At 65.4% G+C, this 26,618-nt stretch carries 27 protein-coding genes; 10 read left to right on the top strand and 17 right to left on the bottom strand.

Features of this window, described 5'->3' with window-relative positions; genetic code table 11:
- Nucleotide 1: 1 nt before the first annotated feature.
- From ACVIW0_RS01715 to ACVIW0_RS01705, 3 genes are read right to left on the bottom strand one after another with little or no spacing between them, the layout of a single operon-like run.
- Complete coding sequence (locus ACVIW0_RS01715; RefSeq protein ID WP_461350744.1) at nt 2-2,224, bottom strand: xanthine dehydrogenase family protein molybdopterin-binding subunit; 2,223 nt, start codon at nt 2,222-2,224, stop codon at nt 2-4.
- Nucleotides 2,221-2,712 (bottom strand): (2Fe-2S)-binding protein, encoded by a 492-nt coding sequence (locus ACVIW0_RS01710; RefSeq protein ID WP_461350743.1) that lies wholly within the window; start codon nt 2,710-2,712, stop codon nt 2,221-2,223. Before ACVIW0_RS01710 ends, ACVIW0_RS01715 begins: the two co-directional genes overlap by 4 nt.
- Nucleotides 2,709-4,052 (bottom strand): c-type cytochrome, encoded by a 1,344-nt coding sequence (locus tag ACVIW0_RS01705; RefSeq protein WP_461350742.1) that lies wholly within the window; start codon nt 4,050-4,052, stop codon nt 2,709-2,711. Before ACVIW0_RS01705 ends, ACVIW0_RS01710 begins: the two co-directional genes overlap by 4 nt.
- Before the next feature lie 135 nt (nt 4,053-4,187).
- Here ACVIW0_RS01705 and recQ point away from each other — a divergent pair, with 135 nt between their 5' ends.
- The gene (gene recQ, locus ACVIW0_RS01700) at nt 4,188-6,056 is read left to right on the top strand and encodes a DNA helicase RecQ (protein WP_461350741.1); all 1,869 of its coding nucleotides are present in this window, start codon (nt 4,188-4,190) and stop codon (nt 6,054-6,056) included.
- Here the strand turns inward: recQ and ACVIW0_RS01695 are convergent, their stop codons facing one another.
- The gene (locus tag ACVIW0_RS01695; RefSeq protein ID WP_461350740.1) at nt 6,057-7,004 is read right to left on the bottom strand and encodes a DUF1186 domain-containing protein; all 948 of its coding nucleotides are present in this window, start codon (nt 7,002-7,004) and stop codon (nt 6,057-6,059) included.
- A 210-nt stretch (nt 7,005-7,214) separates the two neighbouring features.
- On the opposite strand from ACVIW0_RS01695, the gene ACVIW0_RS01690 reads away from it, so the two are divergent.
- Both ACVIW0_RS01690 and ACVIW0_RS01685 read left to right on the top strand, forming a co-directional pair.
- Nucleotides 7,215-8,963, top strand: a complete 1,749-nt coding sequence (locus tag ACVIW0_RS01690; protein WP_461350739.1) for a flavin-containing monooxygenase — start codon at nt 7,215-7,217, stop codon at nt 8,961-8,963.
- An 82-nt stretch (nt 8,964-9,045) separates the two neighbouring features.
- On the top strand, nt 9,046-9,987 hold the full coding sequence (locus ACVIW0_RS01685) for a metallophosphoesterase (protein WP_461350738.1): 942 nt from the start codon (nt 9,046-9,048) through the stop codon (nt 9,985-9,987).
- Nucleotides 9,988-10,128: 141 nt separating this feature from the next.
- Here the strand turns inward: ACVIW0_RS01685 and ACVIW0_RS01680 are convergent, their stop codons facing one another.
- The 3 genes from ACVIW0_RS01680 to ACVIW0_RS01670 form a co-directional block, all read right to left on the bottom strand.
- The gene (locus ACVIW0_RS01680; protein WP_461350737.1) at nt 10,129-11,394 is read right to left on the bottom strand and encodes a S1C family serine protease; all 1,266 of its coding nucleotides are present in this window, start codon (nt 11,392-11,394) and stop codon (nt 10,129-10,131) included.
- Nucleotides 11,395-11,600: 206 nt separating this feature from the next.
- Nucleotides 11,601-11,846, bottom strand: a complete 246-nt coding sequence (locus ACVIW0_RS01675; RefSeq protein WP_461357218.1) for a hypothetical protein — start codon at nt 11,844-11,846, stop codon at nt 11,601-11,603.
- 181 nt (nt 11,847-12,027) lie between these two features.
- Entirely contained in the window at nt 12,028-13,041 is a 1,014-nt protein-coding gene (locus ACVIW0_RS01670) for a 1-aminocyclopropane-1-carboxylate deaminase (RefSeq protein ID WP_461345648.1), read from the bottom strand.
- Nucleotides 13,042-13,202: 161 nt separating this feature from the next.
- Here ACVIW0_RS01670 and ACVIW0_RS01665 point away from each other — a divergent pair, with 161 nt between their 5' ends.
- The 6 genes from ACVIW0_RS01665 to ACVIW0_RS01640 all read left to right on the top strand — a co-directional run bounded on the left by ACVIW0_RS01665 (nt 13,203) and on the right by ACVIW0_RS01640 (nt 18,495).
- A complete protein-coding gene (locus tag ACVIW0_RS01665; RefSeq protein ID WP_016842299.1) occupies nt 13,203-13,667 on the top strand; it encodes an Lrp/AsnC family transcriptional regulator in 465 nt (154 codons plus the stop codon).
- A gap of 145 nt (nt 13,668-13,812) precedes the next feature.
- On the top strand, nt 13,813-14,787 hold the full coding sequence (locus ACVIW0_RS01660) for an amidohydrolase family protein (RefSeq protein WP_461350736.1): 975 nt from the start codon (nt 13,813-13,815) through the stop codon (nt 14,785-14,787).
- The gene (locus tag ACVIW0_RS01655; RefSeq protein WP_461350735.1) at nt 14,756-15,037 is read left to right on the top strand and encodes a hypothetical protein; all 282 of its coding nucleotides are present in this window, start codon (nt 14,756-14,758) and stop codon (nt 15,035-15,037) included. The genes ACVIW0_RS01660 and ACVIW0_RS01655 overlap by 32 nt, the downstream gene beginning before the upstream one ends.
- 97 nt (nt 15,038-15,134) lie before the next feature.
- A complete protein-coding gene (locus ACVIW0_RS01650) occupies nt 15,135-16,535 on the top strand; it encodes a selenium-binding protein SBP56-related protein (protein ID WP_461350734.1) in 1,401 nt (466 codons plus the stop codon).
- A gap of 2 nt (nt 16,536-16,537) precedes the next feature.
- The gene (locus ACVIW0_RS01645) at nt 16,538-17,212 is read left to right on the top strand and encodes a hypothetical protein (protein ID WP_461350733.1); all 675 of its coding nucleotides are present in this window, start codon (nt 16,538-16,540) and stop codon (nt 17,210-17,212) included.
- 137 nt (nt 17,213-17,349) lie between these two features.
- Nucleotides 17,350-18,495: a LysM peptidoglycan-binding domain-containing protein gene (locus tag ACVIW0_RS01640; RefSeq protein WP_461350732.1), complete on the top strand. Its 1,146-nt coding sequence runs from the start codon at nt 17,350-17,352 to the stop codon at nt 18,493-18,495.
- A 20-nt stretch (nt 18,496-18,515) separates the two neighbouring features.
- Here ACVIW0_RS01640 and ACVIW0_RS01635 read toward each other — a convergent pair whose 3' ends face one another.
- Entirely contained in the window at nt 18,516-18,896 is a 381-nt protein-coding gene (locus tag ACVIW0_RS01635) for a c-type cytochrome (protein ID WP_461350731.1), read from the bottom strand.
- A 73-nt stretch (nt 18,897-18,969) separates the two neighbouring features.
- On the opposite strand from ACVIW0_RS01635, the gene ACVIW0_RS01630 reads away from it, so the two are divergent.
- Nucleotides 18,970-19,812 carry an NAD-dependent protein deacetylase gene (locus tag ACVIW0_RS01630; protein ID WP_461357217.1) on the top strand — a complete coding sequence of 281 codons (843 nt, stop codon included), beginning with the start codon at nt 18,970-18,972 and terminating at the stop codon, nt 19,810-19,812.
- A 166-nt stretch (nt 19,813-19,978) separates the two neighbouring features.
- On the opposite strand, the gene ACVIW0_RS01625 is transcribed toward ACVIW0_RS01630, so the two are convergent.
- The 9 genes from ACVIW0_RS01625 to dctA form a co-directional block, all read right to left on the bottom strand.
- Nucleotides 19,979-20,275 (bottom strand): hypothetical protein, encoded by a 297-nt coding sequence (locus tag ACVIW0_RS01625; RefSeq protein ID WP_461350730.1) that lies wholly within the window; start codon nt 20,273-20,275, stop codon nt 19,979-19,981.
- The gene (gene minE, locus ACVIW0_RS01620) at nt 20,272-20,550 is read right to left on the bottom strand and encodes a cell division topological specificity factor MinE (protein ID WP_461357216.1); all 279 of its coding nucleotides are present in this window, start codon (nt 20,548-20,550) and stop codon (nt 20,272-20,274) included. The genes ACVIW0_RS01625 and minE overlap by 4 nt, the downstream gene beginning before the upstream one ends.
- Nucleotides 20,550-21,365 carry a septum site-determining protein MinD gene (gene minD / locus ACVIW0_RS01615; RefSeq protein WP_461350729.1) on the bottom strand — a complete coding sequence of 272 codons (816 nt, stop codon included), beginning with the start codon at nt 21,363-21,365 and terminating at the stop codon, nt 20,550-20,552. The genes minE and minD overlap by 1 nt, the downstream gene beginning before the upstream one ends.
- Nucleotides 21,366-21,386: 21 nt before the next feature.
- A complete protein-coding gene (gene minC / locus ACVIW0_RS01610; protein ID WP_461350728.1) occupies nt 21,387-22,109 on the bottom strand; it encodes a septum site-determining protein MinC in 723 nt (240 codons plus the stop codon).
- A gap of 168 nt (nt 22,110-22,277) precedes the next feature.
- A complete protein-coding gene (locus ACVIW0_RS01605; protein ID WP_461350727.1) occupies nt 22,278-22,541 on the bottom strand; it encodes a hypothetical protein in 264 nt (87 codons plus the stop codon).
- 47 nt (nt 22,542-22,588) lie between these two features.
- Nucleotides 22,589-23,260, bottom strand: coding sequence for a TetR/AcrR family transcriptional regulator (locus tag ACVIW0_RS01600; RefSeq protein ID WP_461350726.1), 672 nt, complete (start codon nt 23,258-23,260; stop codon nt 22,589-22,591).
- 173 nt (nt 23,261-23,433) lie between these two features.
- Complete coding sequence (locus ACVIW0_RS01595; RefSeq protein ID WP_461350725.1) at nt 23,434-24,087, bottom strand: tripartite tricarboxylate transporter substrate-binding protein; 654 nt, start codon at nt 24,085-24,087, stop codon at nt 23,434-23,436.
- A 140-nt stretch (nt 24,088-24,227) separates the two neighbouring features.
- Nucleotides 24,228-25,157, bottom strand: coding sequence for a LysR substrate-binding domain-containing protein (locus tag ACVIW0_RS01590; RefSeq protein ID WP_461350724.1), 930 nt, complete (start codon nt 25,155-25,157; stop codon nt 24,228-24,230).
- A gap of 24 nt (nt 25,158-25,181) precedes the next feature.
- Nucleotides 25,182-26,498 carry a C4-dicarboxylate transporter DctA gene (dctA, locus tag ACVIW0_RS01585; protein WP_461350723.1) on the bottom strand — a complete coding sequence of 439 codons (1,317 nt, stop codon included), beginning with the start codon at nt 26,496-26,498 and terminating at the stop codon, nt 25,182-25,184.
- Between the last annotated feature and the right edge of the window lie 120 nt (nt 26,499-26,618).

Genomic DNA, 26,618 nt, shown 5'->3' with positions numbered 1-26,618 from the left:
TCTACGCATCGATCGCATCCTTGATCCGCTTGCGACTGAGCGGCAAATTGCGCAGCCGCTTGCCGGTCGCGTGCGCAATGGCATTGGCCAGCGACGCGGCGGCCGGACCCTGCCCGGTCTCGCCGCTGCCGAGGAACGGCTGGCCGGGGCGATTGATGATGTGGACGACGATACTGTCCGGCACGGCATTGAAGCGCAGGATCGGGTAGGTCTGCCAGTCAATACTGGTGATCCTCGCATCGTCGAAAGTGACGCTTTCGTACAAGGTCCAGCTCGTCGACTGCACGATCGCACCCTCGATCTGGTTGGTGATACCATCCGGATTGACGACTTGGCCGGCATCGACGGCGGCAACCGAGCGCACCAGCCGCGCGCGCCCGGTCTCGCGATCGACCTCCACTTCGGATGCGATGGCGCAATAGGCGGCGAGATTCTTGTAGCGCGCGAACGCAAAGCCATAGCCGCGGTTTTGCGGTGCCTTCTGCCCGCGCGTCCAGCCGAATTCCCGGGCGGCTTTCTCGACCACTGCGCGGCCGCGCTGATCGTCGAGATGTTTCAAGCGAAATTCGACCGGGTCATCCCCGGCAAGATCCGCCAGCTCGTCCATAAAACTCTCGATCGAGAACACATTGTGATAGGCACCGAGCGCGCGCATCGCGGAGATCCGCAGCGGCATCGCTGCAATGAAGTGATGCATCACATGCGTGTTCGGAAAATTGTAGATCGGGATCGCGTTGCGGTCGCCGCCGCCTTCGGGTAGCGGCAACGGCTTTGGCGCAGGCACCGCGAACGATCGCGCCATATGCTGGGCCGCGAGCAGCGAACCGGCGCCGCCCGGCCGCATCGAATGGGTGTTGCTCCACACCGCGAAATTCCAGTCGGCGATCTTGCCGTTGCCATCCAGCGATGCACTCAGCTTCGTCACCATCGCCGGACCAAACGGCTCCCAGCCATGCTCCTGCTCGCGCGTCCACTGCAGGCGAATTGGGCGGCCGGGAAACGCACGGGCAATCAGCGCGGCGTCGGCCACGGCATCGTCGGCGCCGTTGTGGCCGTAGCAGCCGGAGCCCTCGACATGGATCAGGCGGACGCTCGATTGCGGCAGGCCGAGCATCTCGGCGATCGCCTGCCGGTCCGGGTAGACGCCTTGCGTATGCGTCCATACCGTCATCGCGCCGTCGACGAAATGCGCGACCGCGCAGGATGGCCCGATCGAGCCATGCGACTGGTAGGGCCGCGTGTAGGTGGCTTCGAGCGACCGCACGCCGCTCACTGCGGGATCGCTGCGTTCGAAGATCGCAAAATCCTGCGACGGCAGCGCAGTCAGCATAGTTGCCAGATCGTGCTGGTTCGGCAGCCTGGCACTCTCCCGCCATTTCGCCGCCGCCGATAGCGCGTGCATGGCCTTGACCGCGGCAAACTCCTTCTCCGCCACCACGGCGAGGAAATTGCCGTCGCGCACGATCCCGATCACGCCGGGCATTTTCTCGATCGCCGCCGTGTCGCATTCGGCGAGCTGCGCGCCGTAGCCCGGCGGACGCACCACACGGGCATGCACCATCCCGGGCAGCCGCATATCCTGCACATAGGCCGCGCCGCCGGTGACCTTCGCGGGAATATCGACGCGCGGCACCGGCTGTCCCATCACCGTGAGTCGCGCCGGATCCTTCAGGTGCGATGTCGGCTGCGCCTGGACGTGCAGCATGTCAGAGGCCACGAGCTCGCCATAGCCGAGGCGGCGGCCATCAGGAGCGATGACCGCCGCGTTCTCGGTTCGCAGCCCGTCAGGCGGCAGGTCGAAGCGCCTTGCGGCCTCCGCAACCAATAGCGCACGCGCCTGCGCTGCGGCATGCAGGATCGCGGTGCCGCTGTCCTGCATCGAATGGCTGCCCGAGGTGTAGCCCTCGTTCGCCGTGAGCTTTGTGTCAGCGGTGATCACCTTCAGCGCATCGAACGGGATATCGAGCTGCTCGGCGGCGATCTGCTGGAACGCAGTCTTAAATCCCTGCCCGAGTTCGGCCTTGCCCGTGAACGCCGTGATCTGGCCGTCGGCATCGATCCGGATCCAGGAATCCAGATCGGGCGAGGTCGCGAGACTACCCGGCAGCTTCGGCCTCTGCACAGCCTTCTCCTGCGCCACCGCATGGCGCAGCGAGAAGCTGACGATCAGCGCGCCGCCACCGGCCAGCACGCGGCGGCGATCGAGAACCAGCGGCCCGGTCATCGCACGCTCCTGTCGCTTGCGGCGTCGGCCGTATCCATCAGCCTGGCGGCGCGGTGCACCGCGCGCAGGATGCGCATATGGGTACCGCAGCGGCACAGATGCGGCTCCAGCTCGGCGCGGATCTGCGCATCCGATGGTTTCGGGTTGCGCATCAACAGCGCCTGCGCGCGCATCATCATCCCGGCGATGCAGTAACCGCATTGCGCGGCCTGCTCCTCCATGAAGGCGCGCTGGATCGGCGCCGGCGCGGCAACGGTGCCGAGCCCCTCCAGGGTCGTCACCTGCTTGCCCTCGACGAGCAGCAGCGGCGTGACGCAGGACAACACCGCCTTGCCATCGACGATCACGGTGCAGGAGCCGCATTGGCCGAGCCCGCAGCCGAACTTGGCGGCATTGAGCGCAAGATCATCGCGCAGCACATAGAGCAGCGGCGTATCCGGGTCGGCGTCGACCTGATGGTTCCGGCCATTGACCTTCACTGTCATCATGGCTTGCCTCGCTGTTTGGAGTCCGCAGGCGCATCGCGCGCCGCGAGCGACGCGGCCTGCACCGCGCGCGCATCGCGCACGGCCTTGTCGAGATTGCTCCACGCCGGCCGCTTGCCGAACCGGCTCCGCAGGTAGTTCGCAAGCGCGACCATCTGCGCATCATCGATGCTGGGCGCGAAGCCCGGCATGATCGGGCTGCGCTCGCCCGCGACGGCGCCGACGCCTGACAGCACGATGTTGAGCAGGTTGCGCGGATCCGGGCTTGTGAACGCCGTGCTGAGCGCGAGATTGACGCCGCCATAGGGCAGCGCCCGGTTGCCCTCATGGCAGGCCGCGCACGCCGCGGCATAGATCACAGCACCCGCTGGTTGGGCTTGCGCCGCATCATCTGAGGACGATTGCGCGACAGCATCCGCGGGCGGATTGCGATCCTGCGCCGGCGCACCCGAAATGTCGGCCATGTACACCGCAATCGCGCGCACGTCACTGTCGGCCACCGACGCCAGATTGCCGACCACCTCAGCCATCGGCCCGCGCGCGGTGCCGTGATCGCTGTGCCAGCCATGGCGCAGATAGGCGTACAATGCGTCGGCGGTCCACCGCACCGGCGCGTGCGAAGAGTCGTTCAGCGCATAGGCGTGCCAATTGTCGACGTCGCCGCCGGCAAACTGCGCATTCGCCTGCTCGGCCCCGAGCGCGTTGCGCGGCGTATGGCAGGCGCCGCAATGCGCGAGCCCCTCGACCAGATAGGCGCCGCGGTTCCAATCCGCACCCTTCGCCGCGTCGGAAGGCACATCGCCGGCGCGAAGATACAGCAGCTTCCAGGCGGCAATCAGCGGCCGATAGTTGAGCGGAAATGCCAATTGATTGGCCGGCGGCGAGGCGTGGACCGGCTGTCGCGTCATCAGGAACGCGTACAGTGCCCGGTCGTCCGCCTCGGAGACGTTGGTGAAATGGTCATAGGGAAAGGTCGGATAGAGATGCCGGCCGTCGCGGCTGAGGCCAGAGCGCATCGCGCGAATAAACGCCTGCTCCGACCAGTCCCCGATACCGCTCTCGGCATCCGGCGTGATGTTCGATGAGAAGATGGTGCCGAACGGCGTCGGAACCGGAAGCCCGCCGGCGTAGTTCGCGCCGCCCTGCACGGTATGGCAGGAGTTGCAATTGCCGATCGCGGCGAGATCGCGGCCGCGCTTGACGATATCGGGATCAAAGGTATCGGGCCGCGGCGGTGCAATGGCCGCGACCTCGGGCCGCCAGGCGACTGCGAAGGCCGCCGTCACGCCTGCGACCAGCACGATCGCGACAATGCCTGTGATGATCCGCAGCCGACCCGTCATGCCTGAATTGAGTTTGTTGTTGGGACGTGTATTAACACCCTTCGTTCCGCTATCGTTTCGCCCGTAAGACGTCGATCACCGCCTGTTGACCCCACAGACATCCGGGGGAAGTCGCAAGGGATCAAACAAGGGATCATGACCGCCCAGCCCGCCCTCGATCGCGCATCCGCTCCGCCCCGCGACGCGCGGTCCGTGCTCAGTTCCGTTTTCGGCCTGTCGGACTTCCGCGGCGCGCAGGAGAAGATCATCCGCCACGTCACCGATGGCGGCAATTGCCTGGTGCTGATGCCGACCGGCGGCGGCAAGTCGCTGTGCTACCAGCTGCCGGCGCTGCTGCGCGACGGCTGCGGCATCGTGGTATCGCCCCTGATCGCGCTGATGCGCGACCAGGTCGCGGGCCTCACCGAGGCCGGCGTCAACGCCGCGGTGCTGAATTCGACGCTGTCCTATGAGGAAGCCTCCGAGGTCGAGCGGCGGCTGCTGGCCGGCGATCTTGATCTGCTCTATGTCGCGCCGGAACGGCTGCTGACGCCGCGCTGCCTCAATCTGCTCGGCCAGGCGCAGATCGCGCTTTTCGCGATCGACGAGGCGCATTGCGTCTCGCAATGGGGCCATGACTTCCGTCCGGAATATATCGGCCTATCGGCGCTCGCCGAGCGCTTCCCCAAGATACCGCGCATCGCGCTGACCGCGACCGCGGATGCGCTGACGCGGAAGGAGATCGCCGATCGGCTCCAGCTCACCGACGCGCCGGAATTCGTCGCGAGCTTCGACCGGCCCAACATCCGCTATGAGATCGTCGACAAGCAGAACGCGACCACGCAGCTGAAGAACTTCATCAAGGAGCGGCATGCCGGCGACGCCGGCGTGGTCTATTGCCTCTCGCGCGCCAAGGTCGAGGACGTCGCGGCGGCGCTCAACGAGGCCGGCATTCCGGCGCTGCCCTATCATGCCGGGCTCGATGCCGGCCTGCGCGCCCGGCATCAGGATCGCTTCCTCAACGAGGACGGCCTTGTGATCGTCGCAACGGTCGCGTTCGGCATGGGCATCGACAAGCCCGATGTCCGTTTCGTGGCGCATCTCGATTTGCCGAAAAGCATCGAGGCCTATTACCAGGAGACCGGACGCGCCGGCCGTGACGGCAAGCCGTCGGCGGCGTGGATGGCTTACGGCCTCTCCGACATCGTGCAGCAGCGCCGCATGATCGATGAATCGACCGGCTCCGACGCCTTCAAGCGCGTCTCCGTCGGCAAGCTCGACGCCCTGGTCGCGCTGGCCGAGACCGTGCATTGCCGGCGGCAACGCCTACTCGGCTATTTCGGCGAGACGCGAGCCGATGAAAGCTGCGGCAATTGCGACAACTGCCTGGCGCCGCCGCGGGTCCGCGACGGCAAGGTGCTGGCGCAGAAGCTGTTGTCCTGCGTGTATCGTACCGGCCAACGCTTCGGCGCCATGCACCTGATCGACGTACTGGTCGGGCGACTGACCGAGCGGGTCAAGCAGTTCAACCACGACCAATTGTCGGTATTCGGCATCGGCCGCGAGCTCAACGAGAAGCAATGGCGGGCGGTGCTGCGCCAGCTGGTGGCGATGGGCCATCTGCGCGCCGACAGCGACGCCTTCGGCGCACTGAAACTGACCGACAGCGCCCGCGGCGTGCTGAAGGGCGAGACCGCGGTGATGCTGCGCGAGCAGCCGGAAGGCGCGCGCAACCGCGCGATCCGCGACAGGTCGCGCCGCGGCGAGCTTGCGCCCGCCGCCGACAGCCCCGGCGGCGTCGCCAGCCCCGCGCTGCATGCGGCGCTGCGCGCCTGGCGCTCGGAGGTCGCGCGGCAGCGCGGCGTGCCGGCCTATGTGGTGCTGCATGATTCCACGATCGACGGCATCGCCGCGATGCGTCCGGACACGCTGGGCGAGCTGCGCAACATCGCCGGGATCGGCGACAAGAAGCTCGAGCATTACGGCGCCGAGCTGATCCGGATCGTGAAGGCCACCAAGGGCTGATCACCCCTGATTGGCGAGGCAGCACTTCTTGTACTTCTTGCCGCTTCCGCATGGGCATGGGTCGTTGCGTCCGACATGACGGAGGGGATTCCTCACGGGTTCGGTGGGGCTCCACAATGTACCGGGATCGTCCCCAAAGGGGTCATTTAGGCCGTCCAAGGTCTCAAGGTAGTTGTAGTCGGTCCCTTCCATTTCCTGGACCGCATCCTTGATATAGCCGAGGCCAACTTCCTCGAATCGTGCGATTTCCTCGGGTCGTCGCTCGGCATCGACGAGCATCTCGTCGAACTCGCGGCGTTCTATCATCCAATCGGGTATGCGGCCGTCCTCGAAAGCACGATACGCCAACGGCGCAAGCTCGCGCAGCCCCAGGAGGGCGATTGCCTGCTGCCACGCGTACCAGGCCTGGTCCTCGTCGTCCGCCAGCTTTTGCTCGTGGAATGCTTCGAGCAGCTGCTGCATGCGATCCCGCCCGATCATTCCATTCCAAGCGAGAAAGGTGGCGGCACCGAGAACCTGCTCGCGCGCAAATTGATCGACGGACTGATCCACGACCAGACTGAACAAGGCGTCGACATCTCCGTCAAAGACGCCGGCGACAATGCGCGCCATGCTTTCGGTCAGGCAGTCACCCAACAGGTCATCAAGTTCGCTTTCGGGCCTCCGCAGCAATCGCAGCAGGTCGCGGCAAACATCCGTGTCACGAGCTCCACCGAGGATGTAGACACCTCGGAACAGCAGCCTGGCCTCATCGTCGGACAGCTCCTCGCCGTTCCCTGCCCGGGCGACGACGGCGCGCAGCGCGGGGGCTGCCTCTTCCATCCTGATCAGGCACATTCCGACCGCGGCCGCAGGCAATTGTTTCTCGGCCGCGACGGCCTCCAGATAGCCTTCGATCGGCCCCAAGTCGCCCCGCTCGAAGATAGCTTCTACTTCTTCCTTCTTCATCGGACCTCGATCTTCGCGGGCAAATGAACGGTCGCGACGGAACAACTACCGGGTCACCACTCATCCCCTTCATCTACCGGATGACAGCATAGGAGCTATTCGCTGGACAGCAATACGCTTGCTTGCGGGCCGCGTCGCGCTCGCCCTAATCTTTCTTCTGCCCGCACAACGCGGCGCGGTCGAAGACAAAGCACAGGGAAGAGACGGGCCATGGCTCAGGAGAGCGCCGCGCGCACGACTGCGCGCCCTGCCGAAAACGGATCGTTCGATGCCGTGGTGATCGGCGCGGGCTTCGCTGGCATGTACATGTTGCACCGGCTGCGCGGGCTCGGCTTCACCGCGCGGGTCTATGAGGCCGGCGGCGGCGTCGGCGGCACCTGGTACTGGAATCGCTATCCGGGCGCGCGCTGCGACGTCGAGAGCCTGCAATATTCCTTCTCGTTCTCCGAGGAACTCGATCAGGACTGGAGCTGGTCGGAGAAATATTCTCCGCAGCCCGAAATTCTCGCCTACGCCAATCATGTCGCCGATCGCTTCGATCTGCGCAGCCAGATCGTGTTCGACACCCGCGTCACCGCGGCGACCTTCGACGAGCAGGCCGGCACCTGGCAGATCGAGACCGATCGCGGCGACAAGGTCACCGCGAAATTCTGCATCATGGCGGTCGGCTGCCTGTCGGCGCCGAACCGCCCGGCCTTCCCCGGGATGGCGGATTTCCGCGGGCCGATCTATCACACCGGCGAATGGCCGCATGAGGGCGTCGATTTCAGCGGCCTGCGCGTCGGCGTCATCGGCACCGGCTCGTCGGCGATCCAGTCGATCCCGATCATCGCGCAGCAGGCCTCCGCGCTCACGGTCTTTCAGCGCACCGCGACCTGGTCGGTGCCGGCGTGGAACGAACGGCTGTCACCGGAATATTTGAAGGAAGCCAAGGCGCACTATCCGGAGCTGCGCGCCAAGGCGCGTGCGCGGCCGACCGGGTTCTATTTCCCGTTCAATGCCCAACCCGCCCTGCAGGCGAGCGAGCAGGAGCGCGAGCGGCTCTATGAAGAGGCCTGGCAGCGCGGCGGCCTGCCTTTCCTCGGCGCGTTCGGCGACCTCCTGTTCGAGAAGGCGGCCAACGACACCATCGCCGATTTCGCGCGCAAGAAGATCCGCGGCATCGTCAAGGATCCGGCGACCGCCGAGCTGCTGTGCCCGCGGAACGTGTTCGGCTGCAAGCGGCTCTGCGTCGATACCAATTATTTCGAGACCTACAATCTGCCGCATGTGAAGCTGGTCGACGTCTCGAAGACGCCGATCGAGCGCTTCACGACTGACGGCATCGTCGTCGACGGCACCGAATACAAGTTCGATGCGGTCGTCTCCGCCACCGGCTTTGCCGCCATGACCGGCTCGTTCGACAAGATCGCGATCACCGGCCGCTGCGGACGAACGCTGGCAGAGAAATGGCGCGCCGGCCCGCGCGCCTATCTGGGGCTCGCTTCGGAGGGCTTTCCGAACCTGTTCATGATCACCGGGCCAGGGAGCCCGTCGGTGCTCGCGAGCATGATCCAGGCGATCGAGCAGCATGTCGACTGGCTGGCGGATTGCATCAGCCACATGCGCGACATCGGCGCCGGCACGATCGAGGCGGTCCGCGACGAGGAGGACGCCTGGGTCGCCCATGTCAATGACGTCTCCACGGTCTCGCTGCGCTCGACCTGCAGCTCGTGGTATGTCGGCGCCAACATCCCGGGCCGGCCCCGCGTTTTCATGCCCTATATCGGCGGCTTCCCGATCTATGTGCAGAAATGCAATGAGGTGATGAATTCAGGCTATGACGGCTTCGTGCTGCAGGGCGGACGCAACGGCAATGCGCCGCCGCAGGTGCGCTTCACCGAGCGCTGGCAGGTGCCGCTCGACATCGAGGTGATCTCGCCGGCCGCGGTCGCTGCCAAGCGGGTTCCAGTGGTCTGATCGCCGGCGGTATTCCCGACGGGATTGTGCATGATAGTGTCGCGCAGGGCGCCGTTTCGCATCGCGGGCCGCACGGGGGATGATGGCTGACACGGCGTTGCAGGGATTGATCGAGCGGATCGGCGCCGACCATGTCGTGCGCCGGCTTGGGATCGAGGCCGCGCATGAGAAGCAGGTGTTCGGCCAAGGCACCTTGGTGTTCAATGTCGAGAACTGGAAGTTGGCGCCGCGGCTCGTCACGACCGCGTTGAAACTCGCCGGCCTCTATAGTTGTGCGCGGGGCAACGCCGACCGGGTCGAGGTGCGGCGCAATCTGGTGACGTCGGCACGGTTGCCGGCGGCGTTCGACGGCTTCACCATCCTGCAACTCAGCGATCTCCACGCCGACATCAGCCAGGGCGCGATGCGGCATCTGGCCGACATCGTGCGCTATGTCGCCTGCGACATCTGCGTCCTGACCGGCGATTATCGCGGCAAGACGTTGGGCCCGTTCGAGACCAGCCTTGCGCTGATGAGGGATGTCTGCGCGCGGATCAAGCGGCCGCTCTACGGCGTCCTCGGCAACCACGACAGCATCCGCATGACACCGGCGCTGGAGGCGATGGGCATCAGGATGCTGTTCAATGAGCAGGAGCCGATTACGCGCGATGGCGCGACGATCCATCTCGCCGGGATCGATGACGCGCATTTCTACCGCACCGACGACATTGCGAAGGCTGCGGCGGCGATCCCGGCAAACGCCTACTCGATCCTGCTCGCGCATACGCCGGAATCCTATCACGCGGCGGCAGCGGCCGGCTTCGACCTGATGCTGAGCGGCCATACCCATGGCGGCCAGCTCTGCCTGCCCGGCGGCATCGCGATCAAGCTGGAGGCGCGGCTGCCGCGCCGGATGGGCAGGGGTGCGTGGCGTTTCGGAGAACTCGCCGGATACACATCGACTGGTGCCGGCACCAGCCTGGCGCCGGTGCGGCTCAACTGCCCGGCCGAGATCACGGTGCATACGCTGCGCCGGCTAAGCTAGCTCCGATACCCGGAGTGGCGCGCATGTCAAAATGTCGAAAACAACCCCATGCAAAGGAGCCGGCGGCCGCCTGATAGGTATCTAAGTACAGCTTCAGCCCATATGCGATCTCCTCGGCGGAGAAACGGCGTAACGGACGTCTCAATTGCCCTTCTTCGCGCTCGCGCTCTGCTCGGTCACCGTGCAGGTGATCAACAGGGTGTAGCCGCGCGCATCCTTGGCGATGTCGGACGTCTCCTTCTTGGTCCCGTCGCGCCATTCGGCGGTCCGGTACGTCACCGCGCTGTTGTCGAGGAAGTCGCGCAGCGCGCCGGTCTTGATGGCGAAGTTGATGTTTTCCGGGATCGATCCCGTGGCCCGCGCCATCCTGACCGCGTCGAGCTTCGAGGCCACCACGCCGACCACCGCGCCGCCGAGATCGAACAGCGGTCCGCCGCTGTTACCGGGCTGCACCGCGGCGCTGATCTGCAAATGACGCGTGTCGTTGAGGATGCCGCTCAGCGAAGAGACGATGCCCGTGGTGACGGTGAAATCGGATGTCAGCAGGCCATGATAGGGATAACCGATTGCCACGACTCCGTTGCCAACCTGAATCGCGTTCTGCCGGATGCTCGCGACATCCTTGAACGGGCTCGGCGCTTGCAGCAGCGCGAGATCGTTGGTCTCGTCGTCGGACACCAACCGCAATTTAACCGCCGCCGCACCGCTCAGATTGCCCGTGATCTCGCTGCAACCTTCGATGACATGATGGTTGGTGACGACGTGACCGTCATTGCTGACGACGAATCCGGTGCCGGTCCCCGATCTTGCCTGCTTCGCCGGGGGTGCGCTGGGTGCTGCGGCCTGCGGCGGCGCCGCGGCCGCAGGCTTTGTCGCGACCGCGAATTCCCCGGCACCGGCGACGCCGTTCTTCTTCACCGAGACCACGCAGTTGAGCAACGCGGGCAGCAATTGCCCGGTTTGATTGAGGTTGAACTGAAACAACTGTCCCTGCGCGAAGGCCGTCATCTGGCGCGCCTTGCGGAATTGGTTGACCAGGTTGGAATTGACCGGCATCTCGACATTGACGAGCTGGGTGCCGAGCGGCATCCCGTAGACATTGAACGCGGGTTGTCCGTCGAAGGTCAGCGCGAGCGGAAAGGCCTCGCCCGGCGTCAGGCGCCAGCTCTCATGGGCAAAGCCGAGCCGCCAACTGCCATTGTTGGCAATCGCCACCATGAAGAAGATGCCGCTCTGGTAGGTGGTGCCGGCCGAGCAATGCGTGAACGCACCGCTCTTGTCGTCGGTGAAGGCGCCGCCCTTCCAGTTGCCGACCGTGATCGAGCCGTAGGGGCCGCGGGCGTGCGACGGAGTTGCGGACGCAAACAGCCACGCGGCCAGAACCGCCACCCAGATCACAACTCTCATGATGCGCACTCCCCAGCCCACAACCCATTTTAGGAGGCGAGGAAATTCACCCGCAAGTGGTGCGCGGCTCAGTCTTTGGTCCTGCCACCGCGCAATACCGCCGCGGATGAGGCCATCGCCACACCCTCAGGTTACACCTTGGATGTTCCTATTATGTTCCTGAAATGTCAACCCAGACATATTTCATCGGCGATGCAGGCGGACAGCTACTGCGGCTCCCGAACCGAGGACTGCGCCGGCTCGTTTGGATCGCTGAACCAGTACCGGGATGCGAGGGCGTGGACGCCGACGCCGATCAGGAAGATGCCCGCGTACAGTTCGACCGCGTGATTCATCCCCAGCAGGCGGTCGCGCGGCCCAGCGCCGTGGCCCTGGTAGGTCCAGAACCAATGCCCCACTGCGACGATGCCGATGCCGAGCGCGGCGATGGCCCGGCCGGCCGCATTCATCATCCTCACGTGAAGGTCTCCCGACTCGTCCGGCCCGGACAGGATATCGAGAGAAGCTGACGCCGACCTTACTCGCGGAAATGGAACGTAGCCCGGATGCAGCGCAGCGTAATCCGTCACGATCTCCGCGGCGCGAATCCCGGATTTCGCTTCGCTCCATCCGGGCTACAAGGCGTGCGATGCCTTAGCCGTTCCTGAATGCGTAGGCGTAGCCGTTGAGCGCCGGGGCGCCGCCGAGATGGGCGTAGAGCACCTTCGATCCGGCCGGGAAGAAGCCCTTCTGCACCAGATCGATCATGCCCTGCATCGACTTCCCCTCATAGACGGGGTCGGTGATCATGCCCTCGAGCCGCGCGCTGAGGCGGATCGCCGCCTTGGTCTCCTCCGACGGCACGCCGTAGGCGGGATAGGCATAGTCCTCGATCAGCACGACATCATCCTCGACAATGTCGCGGCCGAGCTCGACCAGCCTGGCGGTGTTCTGCGCGATCGACAGCACCTGCGCCTTGGTCTGCGCGGGCGTGAACGAACCGTCGATGCCGATCACGTTGCGCGCGCGGCCATCGGCGGCGAAGCCAACCAGCATGCCGGCATGGGTCGAGCCGGTCACCGTGCAGACCACGATGTAATCGAACTTGACGCCGAGCTGCCGCTCCTGCGCGCGCACCTCTTCGGCGAAGCCGACATAGCCGAGCCCGCCATATTTGTGCACGGAGGCGCCGGCCGGGATGGCATAGGGCTTGCCGCCCGATGCCTTGACCTCCTCGATCGCCTGCTCCCAGCTCTTGCGGATGCCGATGTCGAAACCTTCGTCGACCAGGCGCACATCGGCGCCCATCACGCGCGACAGCAGGATGTTGCCGACGCGGTCATAGACGGCGTCCTCATGCGGCACCCAGCTTTCCTGCACCAGCCGGCACTTCATGCCGATCTTGGCCGCGACCGCGGCAACCATGCGGGTGTGGTTCGACTGCACGCCGCCGATCGAGACCAGCGTGTCGGCGTTGGAGGCGATCGCATCGGGGATGATGTATTCGAGCTTGCGCAGCTTGTTGCCGCCATAGGCGAGCCCGGAGTTGCAATCCTCGCGCTTGGCATAGAGCTCGACCTTGCCGCCGAGATGCTTCGACAGCCGATCGAGCTTCTCGATGGCGGTGGGTCCGAAGGTGAGCGGGTAGCGCGCGAACTTCTCCAGCATGCTGGCATCCTCTTGGGTGGTCTGGAACGGCGGCCAGACCTACCATCACCGGCACGAAAGGTGCTCTCTAACTCAGCCCGCGTATTCGTAGAAGATTGCTGGATTTGCCGTGGATAATATGTTTTCTCTCACAAGACCGACCAATCGTGAGAGATTCTTCCATGGCGGCACGGCTCGACCGCATCGACCTCAAGATGTTGAGATTGCTGCAAAAGAACGGCCGGCTCAGCAATGCCGAATTGGCCGAGCAGGTCGGCGTCAGCCCCGCCACCTGCCATCGCCGGACCCAGGCGCTGTTCGACGAGGGCTATCTCAGCGGCGTCCGCGCCATGGTGGCGCCGCGCAAGCTCGGCAAGGGCACGCTGGTCATGGTCGGCGTCGTGCTCGACCGCTCGACGCCGGAAAGCTTTGCAAGCTTCGAGCAGGCGGTGGCGAAACTCAAATGCGTGCTCGATTGCCACCTCGTCGCCGGCGATTTCGACTACTTCCTCAAGATCCGCGCCGGCGACGTCGACGACTTCAAGCGCATCCATGGCGACCAGCTCATCGCGCTGCCCGGCGTGCGCCAGACCCGCACCTTCTTCGTGATGAAGGAGGTGGTGGACAATGCGGCGCTGGAGTTTTGAGCAGCGCGCAATGCTCCACGCGATCGGCATCGCGCTGTCGTGAAAGCGTCACCCGAAAAATCGCCACCATTGGGATCAAGGCTTCGCCCCATTGTATGACTCCCGATCGGGGGATGACGTCCGGCGGACGCGGAGCATCAAGGCCATGCGCACTATCACGCTTGAAGAGCATTTCGCCACCCCGGGCTTTCTCGATGGCCCGGGACGCGAGCTCAAGGAGCAGGCGCGTCAGGCCGCCGGCGGCCGCGCCGAACGGTTGATGCGCGATCTCTGCGATCTCGGCGACGAGCGGATCGCCCAGATGGACGCCGCGGGCATCGACATGCAGGTGCTCTCGCTGACCGCGCCCGGCGTCGAGCAGCTCGAGGCCGCCGAGGCGACAGCACTCGCGCGCGACACCAATGATGCGCTGGCCGAAGCGATCGCGAAATATCCGGAGAGATTGTCCGGCTTCGCCGCGCTGCCGATCGCGACGCCGGACGCTGCCGCCAAGGAGCTGGAACGCCGCATCAGCAGGCAGGCCTTTGCCGGCGCCGTGATCAACGGCCACCACCGCGGACGATACCTCGACGACAAATTCTTTTGGCCCGTGCTGGAAGCCGCCGAATCGCTCGGCGCGCCGATCTACCTGCATCCGACCAAGCCGCCCAAGCCGGTGATCGACGCCTCGTTCGGCGGCTTTGCGCCGATCGTCACCGAGATGCTGGCGGGCCCCGGCTTCGGCTGGCACATCGAGACCGCAGTGCATGTGCTGCGCATGGTGCTCGGCGGCGTGTTCGATCGTTTCCCGGGACTTCAGGTCGTGATCGGCCACATGGGCGAAGGCCTGCCGTTCTTCATGCAGAGGGTCGACGTGATGCCGGTCGAGCTCACCAAGCTCAAGCGCCCGGTCAGCGCCTATTTGCGCGACAATCTGCACTACACTTTCGCCGGCTTCAATTTCCCGCCGACCTTCCTCGACCTGCTGCTCGAGATCGGGGTCGCGCGCATCATGTTCTCGGCCGATCACCCATACGGATCGATGGCCAAGGCCCGCGCATTTCTGGACCAGGTTCCGGTTTCGGCCGCCGACCGGGCACTGATCGCGCATGGCAACGCCGAGAAGCTTTTCAAGCTGTGAGCATCGCGCCCGGGCCGCGCCGTTTATCCTGACCCGGGGCGGGCTGCGGCGGCAATCGGGCATTCCCGATTGGCGCGACAGCGACGGCAACTGGAAGCGGACGCGGCCGGTGACGATCCAGGCATTCCTGGGCAGCGAGCCAGCGCCCAGTAATTCCAATCGTGAAATTCCAAGTGTGATACGGCTCACGAATTCGTGGCAGAACGCCACAGCCCGACTGGATGCGCGCGTGTTTCCGGAAGGCGCATGATGCCGTAAACTGTGGCAGCCAACCTCGCGTCCAGCGGAGTGCCAACGCTCCGCGCGGCCCGACGTTGGCGACAAGCCGACAAAACCGGGAGGACGTCATGACGATGCGACCCGACCCCACGTTTCACGCCTCGCCAAAGCTTGCGATGGAGGCGCCGCCGGAGCAATTCGCCTATACGCTGCTGCTCAGTCCCGACTTCAAGAAGCCCGACGCGCTCGCTGTGATCGACGTCAGGCCGGGCTCGAATACCTACGGCAAGATCGTCCACACCGTGACGATGCCGAACAAGGGCGACGAGTTCCATCACTTCGGCTGGAACGCCTGCTCCTCCGCATTGTCTCCGCTCACCGGACACGCCTTTATCGAGCGCCGCTATCTCATCATCCCCGGATTGCGGTCGTCGCGCATCTACATCATCGACACCAAGCCCTCGCCGCTCGAAGCGAAGATCCACAAGATCATCGAGCCGGAGGAGGTGTTCAACAAGACCGGCTACTCGCGGCCGCACACCATTCATTGCGGACCGGACGGCATCTATGTCTCCACGCTCGGTGGCGGCGGCAAGGACGGCACGCAGGGTCCGCCCGGCATCTTCATCATGGATTGCGAGACCTTCGACGTACTCGGCCGCTGGGAAATCGACCGCGGGCCGCAGACGCTGCACTATGATTTCTGGTGGAACCTGCCGCGCGACTACATGGTGTCGAGCGAGTGGGCGCTGCCGCCGCAATTCGAGAACGGCATCGTGCCCGAGGACCTGCTGTCGAACAAATACGGTCACCGGCTGCACTTCTGGGATTTGCGCGCGCGACGCAACGTGCAGACCATCGACCTCGGCGCCAATCACCAGATGGCGCTCGAGGTCAGGCCCGCGCATGATCCGATCCGCGAGTATGGGTTTGTGGGCGTCGTCGTCGACACCACCAACCTCGAAGCCTCGATCTGGACGTGGTGGCGCGAGGGCGGAAAATTCCACGCCGAGAAGACCGCGGTCATCCCGCCCGAGCCGGCGCCGAAGGAGAAGCTGCCGCCGCTGCTGCAGGGGTTCGGCGCGGTGCCGCCGCTGGTGACCGACATCGACCTGTCGATGGACGACCGCTTCCTCTACGTGTCCTGCTGGGGCACCGGTGAAATGCGTCAATACGACGTCCGCGATCCACGGAAACCGAAGCTCGCAGGCTCGGTGCATATCGGCGGCATCGCCCGTCGCACGCCGCATCCGAACGGCAAGGCGTTTGCCGGCGGCCCGCAGATGGTCGAGATCAGCCGCGACGGAAAGCGCGTGTACTGGACCAACTCGCTATATTCGACCTGGGACGACCAGTTCTATCCCGACGGCATGCCGGGCGCCGAGGTGATGGCCAATGTCGGCGCCAACGGCGGGCTGGAGCTCGCCAAGGACTATTTCGTCGACTTCCCCGAGGGCTATCGCCCGCATCAAATCCGCCTCGAGGGCGGCGACTGCTCGACGGATTCGTTCTGCTACCCGTCGGTCTGAAATTGAGTGACGTCGCACCGACGGCGATCTGGCTGTGGCTCGCGATCATCGCAAGCGGTCTCTATCACGGAATCAATCCGGGCATGGGCTGGCCGCTAGCGGTGTCCGCGGGCCTGATGGACAAATCGCCGCGTGCCGTCGTCGGCGCGCTGCTGCCGCTGTCGGCGGGCCACCTTGCGGCGATGCTGCTCGTGCTGCTGCCGTTCGCGCTGCTGATCGCGCTGGTGGAATGGCAGCGCCCGATCCAGATCGCGGCCGGCATCATCGTCATCGGCTTCGGCCTGATGCGTCTGGTCGATCGCCGTCATCCGCGCGCCCTCGCGCGGATACCGCCGGCCAGATTGGCGCTCTGGTCGTTCGCGGTGGCGATCGCGCATGGCGCTGGCCTGATGCTGCTGCCGATCTATCTCGGCCTCTGCGCGACATCATCAGCGCATGATGGCCACACCGCCGCGGCGCGCGTCATCGACCAGAACCTCGCAATGGCACTGCTGGTCGCACTCGTCCACACCGCCGCCATGCTCGGCGCCGGCGGCCTGCTGGCCTGGCTGGTCTATCGCTATCTCGGCGTGAGATTCGTTGCGCGGAGCTGGTTCAACCTGGAGACGGTCTGGGCGGTCAGCCTGGTCCTTGTGGGCGCCGCGGCGCTTGCCATCAATGCCGCGGCGTGGCGGTGAGCCACCGGGTCGACCGGGCCGCCCGAGGGGAGTAATCCTTTGATCCCACTTGAAGGGCGGCGCGGATCGGCGCAGTCTCTCGCGGTCTCCCCGAGCGCTGGATCGCGCGTGCGGACGCGCGGGAGATTCATCCGCGGATGACAATCATGAATGTCGCGACGGTGAAACTGGTCGTACCATTGCTGGCACTTGCCGCCGGCGGCGCGGCGGCGTTCGTTTTCGGCATTCACCAAACCCGGCAGATCCTGGGCGTGAACACGCGTTTGATGGCGACAGCGCCGTCCGCGCAAGACCAGGACAAGACGGGGCTGGCGAAGGCACAAACCGAGACAGCGGCCCTGACCGACGCGCTCGCGGGACCGTTGCCGGCAACTGGTGGCGACGCGGTGCCGGAATTCGACGTCGTCAACATCGAGCCGACCGGCGGGACCGTTGTTGCCGGCCGTGCAGCCCCGGGCACGACGGTGGAATTGCTGCGCAACGGCGAGGTGCACGATCGCGCCGTGGCCGACAAATCCGGCCAGTTCGTCATGGTGCCGCGCCCGCTTCCGCCGGGAAACTATGACCTGACCTTGCGCATGACGCGTGACGGCAAGCAGGTGACCTCGAAGCAGAGCGTGGCCGTGGCGCTCGAGGCTGCGGCACGGGAGCGGCCGATGGTGGCGCTGATGGCGCCGGACAAGCCGGTCCGGGTGCTGTCGCAACCTGCCGTGGCGGGTTCGCCGGCCGGCAAGGTGAGCATCGAGGCGGTCGAGACCGAACCAGGCGGCAAGCTCCATGTCAGTGGTCAGGCCGCGCCGGGCGCGACCGTCCGCCTCTATCTCAACGGCAGCTTGATCACGTCGGCGACGGCCGACCAGACCGGACACCTCTCGGTCACGATCAACAAGGGCGTGACCGCCGGCGACTATCGAATCCGGCTCGACGACGTCGATCCCGGCTCAGGCAAGGTCCGCGCACGCGCCGAAGTGCCGTTCAACGCATCGGACGCGACCACCACCGCATCGATCCCAGCGCCGGCAGCGGCGTCCAGCGGAGCGGATGCAGCCACACCGCAACTCGCGGCGGCGACGCCCACCGCCGCATCAAGCTCCCCCTCCGCCGTGATCGTGCCGAAGATCGCAACGACCACCGTGGTCCGCGGCGACAGTCTGTGGCGGATCAGCCAGCGCGCATTCGGCGCCGGGCAGCGCTACGCGGTGATCTATCGGGCCAACGCCCAGCAAATCCGCAATCCGAACCTGATTTATCCCGGCCAGGTCTTCGTCGTGCCGGCAAAATGAGGCCGGCGTTGCTCCGCCAGTCACTTCCCGGGGGATTTCAGGAAGGCCACGATCTTGGCGCGATCCTCGGGTGAACGGACGCCGGTATAGGGCTTCATGCCGTTCCCCGACACCACGGCTTCCGGATCCTCGATGAAGCGCAGCAACGTGCGCTCGTCCCAGACGATGTCGGATGATTTCATCGCCTCCGAATAGGGGAAGTTCGCAACCGATCCGGCCTTGCGGCCGATGATGTCGTGCAGGTTCGGGCCGGCGCGGTTATCGCCGTCCTTGACGGTGTGGCAGGTGCGGCAGGAATTGTTGAATGCCTGCTCGCCGGAAACGCCTGCGTCCTGACCATAGGCCGCCGTCAGCGTCAGGGACGTCAGCCCGCAAACAACGATGATGAATCCTGGACGCATCGATCGCTCCGTCGGAAGTGCCATGCCGTCAACGCAGAGGCGGCGTGAAAGGTCCTCCGCAACAGACCCCCACATCTGGCGCAAGCGCGCGTCCCGCACTAGATGTGCGCGCATGCAGCACCCCGCCCTCGAGGATTTCGTCGCCGGCCACCAGCGCCTGTTTGTCCTGACCGGGGCCGGATGCAGCACCAATTCGGGCATTCCCGATTACCGCGATAGCGACGGCAACTGGAAGCGGACGCGGCCGGTCACCATCCAGGCATTTCTGGGCGAGGCCGCGACGCGGCAGCGCTACTGGGCGCGCAGCATGGTGGGCTGGCGGCGGTTCGGCCGCGCGATGCCGAATGGCGCGCATTGCGCGCTGGCGAAGCTCGAACAGCAAGGCCGCTGCGAGCAGCTCGTGACCCAGAACGTCGATCGCCTGCACCAGGCCGCGGGCAGTCAGCATGTGATCGACCTGCACGGCCGGCTCGATGTGGTGCGCTGCCTCGGCTGCGGCGCGACGATGCCACGCGAACAATTTCAGGGCGAGCTGGCGCGGCAGAATCCGGCCTGGCTCGCGTTCGATGCCGCTGACGCGCCTGACGGCGATGCCGATCTCGAGCAGGATTTTTCGTCATTCGTGGTGCCGGCCTGCGCGGCCTGCGGCGGCGTGCTGAAGCCCGACGTGGTGTTCTTCGGCGAGAACGTGCCGCGCGAGACGGTTGCCTCCGCGCAGGCGCATCTCGAGCAGGCTGACGCCGTGCTGGTGGTCGGCTCCTCGCTGATGGTCTATTCCGGCTTTCGCTTCGTCCGGATGGCGAAGCAGCGCGGCCTGCCGATCGCCGCCGTCAATCTCGGCCGCACCCGCGCCGATGATTTGCTGACGCTCAAGATCGAGGCCCAGTGCGAGACGGCGCTGTCGTTCTTGCTGTAGGGTCGCGGCTGCTTCAGCTCAGCGCTCCCCAATAGGATCGTCATTCCGGGACGACGCGAAGCGTCGAGCCCGGAATCCATTATTCCGCATCGCCCGTGGCTCAATGGATTCCGGGCTCGCGCCAAGAGGCGCGCCCCGGAATGACGACCTTGTGAGAAATCGCCCTCTACGCGCGATGGCGCGGCGCCTTGGCTATCGGCAAGTTGGCGTTCCAGTGCGTCCAGCTGACGCTGGCGAGGCTGCCGAGATCCGTCGCCAGCGGACGACGGGTGCGGCGCTCGTACTCGGCGATGCAACGCCCTGATTCGCCGATCTTGCGCTGCAATTCGTCGATCGTCATCTGCGTCGCGCGGCCGCAATTGGCCTTGCCGAGTTGATCCGCCTCAATCGCCTTCAACGCCGCACGCAGCTTCTTGAGCTGCGCGCGCTGCCAGGCGATGTGACTGTCGCTGTCTGCCGTCATGTGGCCGCCACCATCTTTGATCGTTGCACGCCATTAGGAACCTCGATGTCGACCTCGAGCATCGAGACGAACTTGCCGCGGTCCATCTTGACCACGACCTTGTCGGGATCCACGTCGATGTGCTTGGAGATCACGCTCAGGATTTCCGAGCGGAGCGTCTCCAGCAGGTCGGGTGCGCCGGTCCGGCCGCGCTCATGCGAAAGCAGGATCTGCAACCGCTCCCGCGCGACGGGCGCCGATGCGGCGCGGCCGCCGAACAGCCGCATTACGTTCATCATGCCGCCCTCCGTCGCAGCAGCCTGTCCATCAGCCCCTTGCGTTCGACCGGCACCACCATCTCGACCGCCTCGCCCATCAGGCGGCGCACCGCGTCGGTATAGGCCTTCGCCGGCGCGCTGTTGGCAGCGTTCAGCGTCACCGGGCAGCCGACATTGGAGGCGCGCAGCACGTCCTGGCTCTCCGGGACAATGCCGAGCAGCGGCGTGGCAAGGATTTCAAGGATGTCGTCGATCGACAGCATCTCGCCGCGCGCGGCGCGGCCGGCATCGTAGCGGGTGACCAGAAGATGCTTCTCGATCCGCTCGCCGCGCTCGGCACGGACCGTCTTGGAGTCCAGCATGCCGATGATGCGGTCGGAGTCGCGCACCGACGACACTTCCGGATTGGTGACGATGATGGCCTCGTCGGCGTAGCGCATCGCGAGCGTCGCGCCGCGTTCGATGCCGGCCGGGCTGTCGCACAGGATCCAGTCGAACTTGGTCTTGAGATCGGCGATCACGCGCTTGACGCCCTCTTCGGTCAGCGCATCCTTGTCGCGGGTCTGCGACGCCGGCAGCAACCAGAGGTTCTCCAGCCGCTTGTCGCGGATCAGCGCCTGCGGCAGCTTGGCGACGCCCTGCACCACATTGATGAGGTCGAACACCACGCGCCGTTCAGCGCCCATCACCAAATCGAGGTTGCGCAGGCCGACGTCGAAATCGATGACGACGACGTTCTGGCCCATTTGCGCGAGCGCCGCGCCCAAGGCGGCAGTAGAGGTCGTTTTGCCGACCCCGCCCTTCCCAGATGTCACGACCAAAACCTTGGCCATTCTCTCTCTCCTTGTAGCCGATCAATTCAATGGTGTGATGCGCAGCATTTCGCCCTCGAGCCACGCCTGGGCGGGCCGGTTGCGCAAGCTGTCGGCGATGTCATCTGCGGTCTGGTAGTAGCCGTCGATGGCGAGTAGCTCGGCCTCGATCTTCTGGCAGAAGATCCGCGCCGCCGAATTGCCGTTGATGCCGGCCATCGCGCGGCCGCGCAGCGCGCCATAGACATGGATCGAGCCGCCGGCAACGATCTCGGCGCCGGAGCCGACCGAGCCAAGCACGGTGACGTCGCCTTCGGCAAACACGATCGACTGGCCGGAGCGGACCGGGCTCTCGAGCAGCAGCGACGGCAGCTTGCTCTTGTCCTTATCCTTGTCTTTGCTTTTTTCCTGCGGCGGCGGCGCCTTCGGCTCGACATGGGTGATCGCGCAGGCCCGGCCACCGGTCAACAGCGGCGGCATGTTGGGGCCGAGCTTGGCTTCGTCGACCCCCTCAATGCCGAGGATGCGGATGTTGCGTTCACCGAGGCTGCCGATCAGATGCGCAATCGCGGCCTGGCTGAGATCGACCGACGCGAGGTCCAGCACCACAGGCTTGCCGGTGAAGAAGCCCGGCGATTTCGCCAGCGTCGCGTCGATCTCGGCGAGCCAGGACACGACGGGCACGACCGGCGAGAAAACGAACGCAACATAGGAACGGCCGCGCATGCGGACCTGCTGACGTGCGACCTGTTGAGTTGCGTCCATCGCCCCTGACTCGGCTGTCTTGTCGAATGGTTAACAATCGGACCGCATGGTTAACCGAAGGTTAACGGAAGGGGTGTTTTCACGGATTTGAGACGGTTGCTCGTGCGGCAGCCGTTACTCGCCGCGAACTGTGGCCCGGACGCAAGCTCCTGGAACCGACGGCGCCGATCAACGCCGCGCCGATGGCGACCGCTCGGCCCGCACGGAGGCATCGAACACCGCGCGGCATGACGGGCTGAGCTGCTCGACCTGCGCGGCCATGCAAGCCCTGATCCGTTCGCGGTCCGGAATATAGGCGCCGCAGAGCCGCATGGCGTCGCCCATGCAGGCCTGACGCTGCATCGATTCGTCCGGTCCGGACTGGGCCAAAGCGGGCGTCATGGCGGGCGCAATGGTTGCGGCGAGAAGCACGAGGGCAAGACGACGTTTCATGGATCACTCTCTCACTGGTGGTTGACATGTCGGGCCGAGACGGGATGTCACGACTGCGGCGTGCGGCCGTTGCCGGCTGCGGGTTCGCCGTCGGCTTGCGACGGCGGAAGGTGCAGAAGCGTTGCGATCGTGGTGTCGAGCAGCCGGGACCAGGCGGTTTCCGCGTCGATCTCGGGCGCGATCCGGCCGAGCAGCATCGGAAAGGACGGCGGCTGGTTGAGCGCGGCATTGAGCAGCGCGAAGAACAGCGCCGGATGGCTGCTGCGGATGATGCCGGCATCGATGCCGGCCTGGAAAAGCTCGCGCGCCGACTGATAGGCCGGACGCAGCAGCTTCTCGGTTACCAGCGTGGCGCGCTCCGGGCTCTCGGCGCCGTGCCGAACCACGAAATTCCTGACGTCCGGATGCGCGGCATAGAAGGTCGCGACCTTGATGATGAGCGCGCGAAGCCGGTCGCCGAGCGAGCGGCTGCTGTCGTGGGCGACCGCATGCACCTCGGCCATCGTGGGCACGGCAAGCGTCACGATCCGGTCGAGGCAGGCCTCCCACAGCGCGGCCTTGTTGCCGAAATGCACGCGCACGAGATTCGGCGCGACGCCCGCCGCCGCCGCGACACTGCGCAGATCCGCGCCGTCGAAGCCCTGGACCGCAAAGGCCTCGGTCGCCGCGATCAGCAGCGCCTGACGGCCATCAGGCATGTCCTTGCTGCGGCGTCCCATGGGACGTCCCTTGGGACGGGAATTGGGCCGGGAATCGGGCCGGGCAATTTTCGCCGGCGCCGTTTTGCTCGTATCGGTCATCGTCGCCATTATATGTTCGATTGCACATATAATGGCGCAGACCAACCCGTCAAGGGACAAGCCCCAAATCAGCAATTCGCCGAAAATCCCTTTTAAGTCAGACGATTACGTCTTGGTCCGGCTTGATGTTGGCCGACCTGACGATCGGCCACCATTTCTCGATCTCGGCGGCCTGATGGTCGCGCAGCGCCGCCGGGCTTTGCTTGTCCGGCGGTGGAATCTCCTGCCCGAGCTCGGCAGCGCTGCCGGACGACGGGCTCGAGCGCCGTCATCACCAGAACAGCCACGATCTCGTCGGGCGTGCCCTTCGGAGCCCAGATGCCGTGCCAATAGGCGATGGTGAGCCCCGGCAATCCGGCTTCATCGACGGTTGGAATATCCGGCGCCGACGCCAGCCGGGACGACTGCGTCACCGCAAACGCCTTCACGGTCCCGCTCTTCACCTGCGGCAGCGAGTTGGAGGCCTGATCGAACATGATGTCGATATGCCCGGCCATCAGATCGTTCAGCGCGGGGCCGGCGCCGCGATACGGCACAAAGGAGAAGTTGGTGTTCGTCAGCTGCTGGAAGAACACGCCGGCGACATGCGCGCCCGATCCCGGGCCGGCGGTGCCCGCCGTCGCCTTGTCGCCATTGGCCTTGAGCCAGCCGATCAGCTCCTTCAGATTTTGCGCCGGCAGGTCGGGTCGGCCGATGATCAGCTGCGGCCCGCTGGCGATCAGCGCGACCGGTGCGAATTCGCGCACGTTGTATTGGCAGCGTCGCCGCGCCGAGCGCGACCTGCAGGAAGGGCCGGCGAGAAGGGCTGGGCATCTGGTTTTCCGCTTCGCTGTGAGAGAGCCGGCATCGCCGTGCGGTTCAGCCCAAACACCTCAGGTCTCCGCCGCTAGAAGCTCCAGCCCTTCGACCTGCCCCAGTCCATCATGAATTGCTCGGTCTCACGCCCGGCATCGGCGAGCCACGCAGTGAAATCGGCGATCGCGCCGGCGCTTTCATTGTCGGCGAGATAGAACGAGCGATACTCGCGCTTGCGCAAGCCGAGATCGCCGAACGGCAGGCAGAGCTGGCCGGCCATCAATTCGTCGATCACCAGGAACAGCGGAAACAGCCCGATGCCGATGCGCTCGATGGTCGCCTGCAGCGCGAAGAACATCTGCTCGAACCGCAGCGTCTCCTGGTCCGCACTCATCTCGCCGCCGGCCTGGGCCAGCCAGCGCGGCCAGTCATAGGGCTCGGTCAGATAGGTTATCAGGGTGTGACGCCGCAGATCGTCGGGCGTGGCGAGCCGCCCGCGGCTCAACAGGTCGACATGGCAGACCGGCGCGATGAACTCGGTCATGAAGTGCTGCGACATCCAGCCGACCGGCTCGCCGACATTGCCGCGGATCGCGACGTCGAACGAGCGGTCGTTGACGTTGAGCGGCCCGATCGAGGTCAACAGCCGCAGCTCGACATCGGCGCGCATGCGCTGGAACGAGGCGATGCGGCGGATCAGCCAGCGCATGGCAAAGGTCGGCGGCGCGCTGACGCGCAGCACCGACGGTGAGCCGTACGCCTTCATGTCCATCGACGCGAGCGCCAGCCGATCGAGGATCGCCGTGACCTCGCGATAATAGATCTGCCCGGCGGCGGTCAGCGTCAGTTGCGAAGGCGCGCGGCGAAACAGCTTGACGCCGAACCAGTCCTCGAGAAGCGCGACCTGGCGGCTGACGGCGCCGTGGGTGACGAGCAGCTCTTCAGCGGCCTTGGTGAAGCTGACATGCCGCGCGGCCGCCTCGAATGTCCGCACCGCGTTGAGCGGTGGCAACTTTCTCATGATGCTGTCGCGTCTCCGGAAGGCTCAGGAGGATAGCGTGGCGGCGTCCGGATTGTCGAGGGCGCGGACGAATTGGGCGCGGTCGAGGTCGCCTTCCCAGCGCGCCACCACCACGGTCGCCACCGCCGTGCCGATGAAATTGGTCAGCGCGCGCGCTTCCGACATGAAGCGGTCGATGCCGAGCAGCAGTGCGATGCTTGCCACCGGGACATGACCGATCGAACCCAGTGTTGCCGCCAGCACGATGAAGCCGCTGCCCGGCACCGCGGCCGCGCCCTTCGACGTCAACAGGCAGACCACCACAAGGCCGATCTGCTGCATAAGCGACATCGGCGTGTCGGTGGCCTGGGCGAGGAACACGGCGGCCATGGTCAGATAGATGCAGGTGCCGTCGAGATTAAAGGTGTAGCCGGTCGGGATCACCAGGCCGACGGTCGATTCGGCGCAGCCTGCGGCTTTCATCTTGTCGATGAAGCGCGGCATCACCGATTCCGAGCCCGACAGGCCGAGCACCAGCAGCAATTCTTCCCGCAGATAGCGGATCAGCTTGAAGATGCTGAAGCCGGCGAAGCGCGACACGATGCCGAGCCCGACGATCACGAACAGCAGGCAAGTGAGATAGAACACCAGCATGAAGTGCGACAGCGCAACGATCGAGTTGACGCCGTATTTGCCGATGGTGAAGGCCATGGCCCCGAACGCGCCGATCGGTGCGATCCGCATGATCATGCCGATCAGGATGAACAGGATCTTCGATAGCTTCTCGATCGCCGCCAGCACCGGCTTGCCGCCTTCGCCATAGCGCTGCAGGGCGATCCCAAACAGCACGGCGAAGAACAGCACTTGCAGCGTGTCGCCGCTGGTGAACGCTCCGCCGACGGTCGAAGGAATGACGTTCATCAGGAAGCCGACCACGGACTGGTCGTGCGACTGGGTCACATAGGTGGCAACGAGGCGGGAATCCAGCGAAGCGGCCGAGACGTGCATGCCGTCGCCGGGCCGCGCCAGATTGATGACGATCAGGCCAAGGATCAGCGCCGCGGTGGTCGCAACCTCAAAATAGATGATTGACTTCAGCCCGATGCGTCCGGCCTTGCGCATGTCGCCGAGACTCGCAATGCCGTGGACCACGGTGAGGAAGACGATCGGCGCGATCGCCATCTTGATCATCTTGATCAAAGCGTCGCCGAGCGGCTTCAGCGCCGCGCCGACATCCGGCCAGAGGTAGCCGACCAGCACGCCGAGCGCGATGCCGATCAGCACCTGGACATAGAGACGCGCGTGCCAGGGCGCCGCAGCAGCGTCGAGACGGGCGGCGCCGTCATTGGTGATGGTGGACATGGGCGGCGATCCTCTGGAGTCTTGATGTTGGCCGGGCCGTCGGTGGATGCACCGCTGCAGCAGCGGCGCGACGTTGGCGGGCGATTGCGCCAAGCGCAAACGAGTTAAGCTCAGGCAGCG

It is taken from the genome of Bradyrhizobium sp. USDA 4454, from assembly GCF_054822705.1.
The sequence above is the reverse complement of the archived record's forward strand: the minus strand, read 5'-3'. Positions and strand labels throughout refer to the sequence as shown.

Bases quoted from the DNA above. Each gene is read 5' to 3' on its own strand.
- ACVIW0_RS01715 (WP_461350744.1), bottom strand. From the start codon at position 2,224: ATGACCGGGCCGCTGGTTCTCGATCGCCGCCGCGTGCTGGCCGGTGGC.
- ACVIW0_RS01710 (WP_461350743.1), bottom strand. From the start codon at position 2,712: ATGATGACAGTGAAGGTCAATGGCCGGAACCATCAGGTCGACGCCGAC.
- ACVIW0_RS01705 (WP_461350742.1), bottom strand. From the start codon at position 4,052: ATGACGGGTCGGCTGCGGATCATCACAGGCATTGTCGCGATCGTGCTG.
- recQ (WP_461350741.1), top strand. From the start codon at position 4,188: ATGACCGCCCAGCCCGCCCTCGATCGCGCATCCGCTCCGCCCCGCGAC.
- ACVIW0_RS01695 (WP_461350740.1), bottom strand. From the start codon at position 7,004: ATGAAGAAGGAAGAAGTAGAAGCTATCTTCGAGCGGGGCGACTTGGGG.
- ACVIW0_RS01690 (WP_461350739.1), top strand. From the start codon at position 7,215: ATGGCTCAGGAGAGCGCCGCGCGCACGACTGCGCGCCCTGCCGAAAAC.
- ACVIW0_RS01685 (WP_461350738.1), top strand. From the start codon at position 9,046: ATGGCTGACACGGCGTTGCAGGGATTGATCGAGCGGATCGGCGCCGAC.
- ACVIW0_RS01680 (WP_461350737.1), bottom strand. From the start codon at position 11,394: ATGAGAGTTGTGATCTGGGTGGCGGTTCTGGCCGCGTGGCTGTTTGCG.
- ACVIW0_RS01675 (WP_461357218.1), bottom strand. From the start codon at position 11,846: ATGATGAATGCGGCCGGCCGGGCCATCGCCGCGCTCGGCATCGGCATC.
- ACVIW0_RS01670 (WP_461345648.1), bottom strand. From the start codon at position 13,041: ATGCTGGAGAAGTTCGCGCGCTACCCGCTCACCTTCGGACCCACCGCC.
- ACVIW0_RS01665 (WP_016842299.1), top strand. From the start codon at position 13,203: ATGGCGGCACGGCTCGACCGCATCGACCTCAAGATGTTGAGATTGCTG.
- ACVIW0_RS01660 (WP_461350736.1), top strand. From the start codon at position 13,813: ATGCGCACTATCACGCTTGAAGAGCATTTCGCCACCCCGGGCTTTCTC.
- ACVIW0_RS01655 (WP_461350735.1), top strand. From the start codon at position 14,756: ATGGCAACGCCGAGAAGCTTTTCAAGCTGTGAGCATCGCGCCCGGGCC.
- ACVIW0_RS01650 (WP_461350734.1), top strand. From the start codon at position 15,135: ATGACGATGCGACCCGACCCCACGTTTCACGCCTCGCCAAAGCTTGCG.
- ACVIW0_RS01640 (WP_461350732.1), top strand. From the start codon at position 17,350: ATGACAATCATGAATGTCGCGACGGTGAAACTGGTCGTACCATTGCTG.
- ACVIW0_RS01635 (WP_461350731.1), bottom strand. From the start codon at position 18,896: ATGCGTCCAGGATTCATCATCGTTGTTTGCGGGCTGACGTCCCTGACG.
- ACVIW0_RS01625 (WP_461350730.1), bottom strand. From the start codon at position 20,275: ATGACGGCAGACAGCGACAGTCACATCGCCTGGCAGCGCGCGCAGCTC.
- minE (WP_461357216.1), bottom strand. From the start codon at position 20,550: ATGAACGTAATGCGGCTGTTCGGCGGCCGCGCCGCATCGGCGCCCGTC.
- minD (WP_461350729.1), bottom strand. From the start codon at position 21,365: ATGGCCAAGGTTTTGGTCGTGACATCTGGGAAGGGCGGGGTCGGCAAA.
- minC (WP_461350728.1), bottom strand. From the start codon at position 22,109: ATGGACGCAACTCAACAGGTCGCACGTCAGCAGGTCCGCATGCGCGGC.
- ACVIW0_RS01605 (WP_461350727.1), bottom strand. From the start codon at position 22,541: ATGAAACGTCGTCTTGCCCTCGTGCTTCTCGCCGCAACCATTGCGCCC.
- ACVIW0_RS01600 (WP_461350726.1), bottom strand. From the start codon at position 23,260: ATGGGACGCCGCAGCAAGGACATGCCTGATGGCCGTCAGGCGCTGCTG.
- ACVIW0_RS01590 (WP_461350724.1), bottom strand. From the start codon at position 25,157: ATGAGAAAGTTGCCACCGCTCAACGCGGTGCGGACATTCGAGGCGGCC.
- dctA (WP_461350723.1), bottom strand. From the start codon at position 26,498: ATGTCCACCATCACCAATGACGGCGCCGCCCGTCTCGACGCTGCTGCG.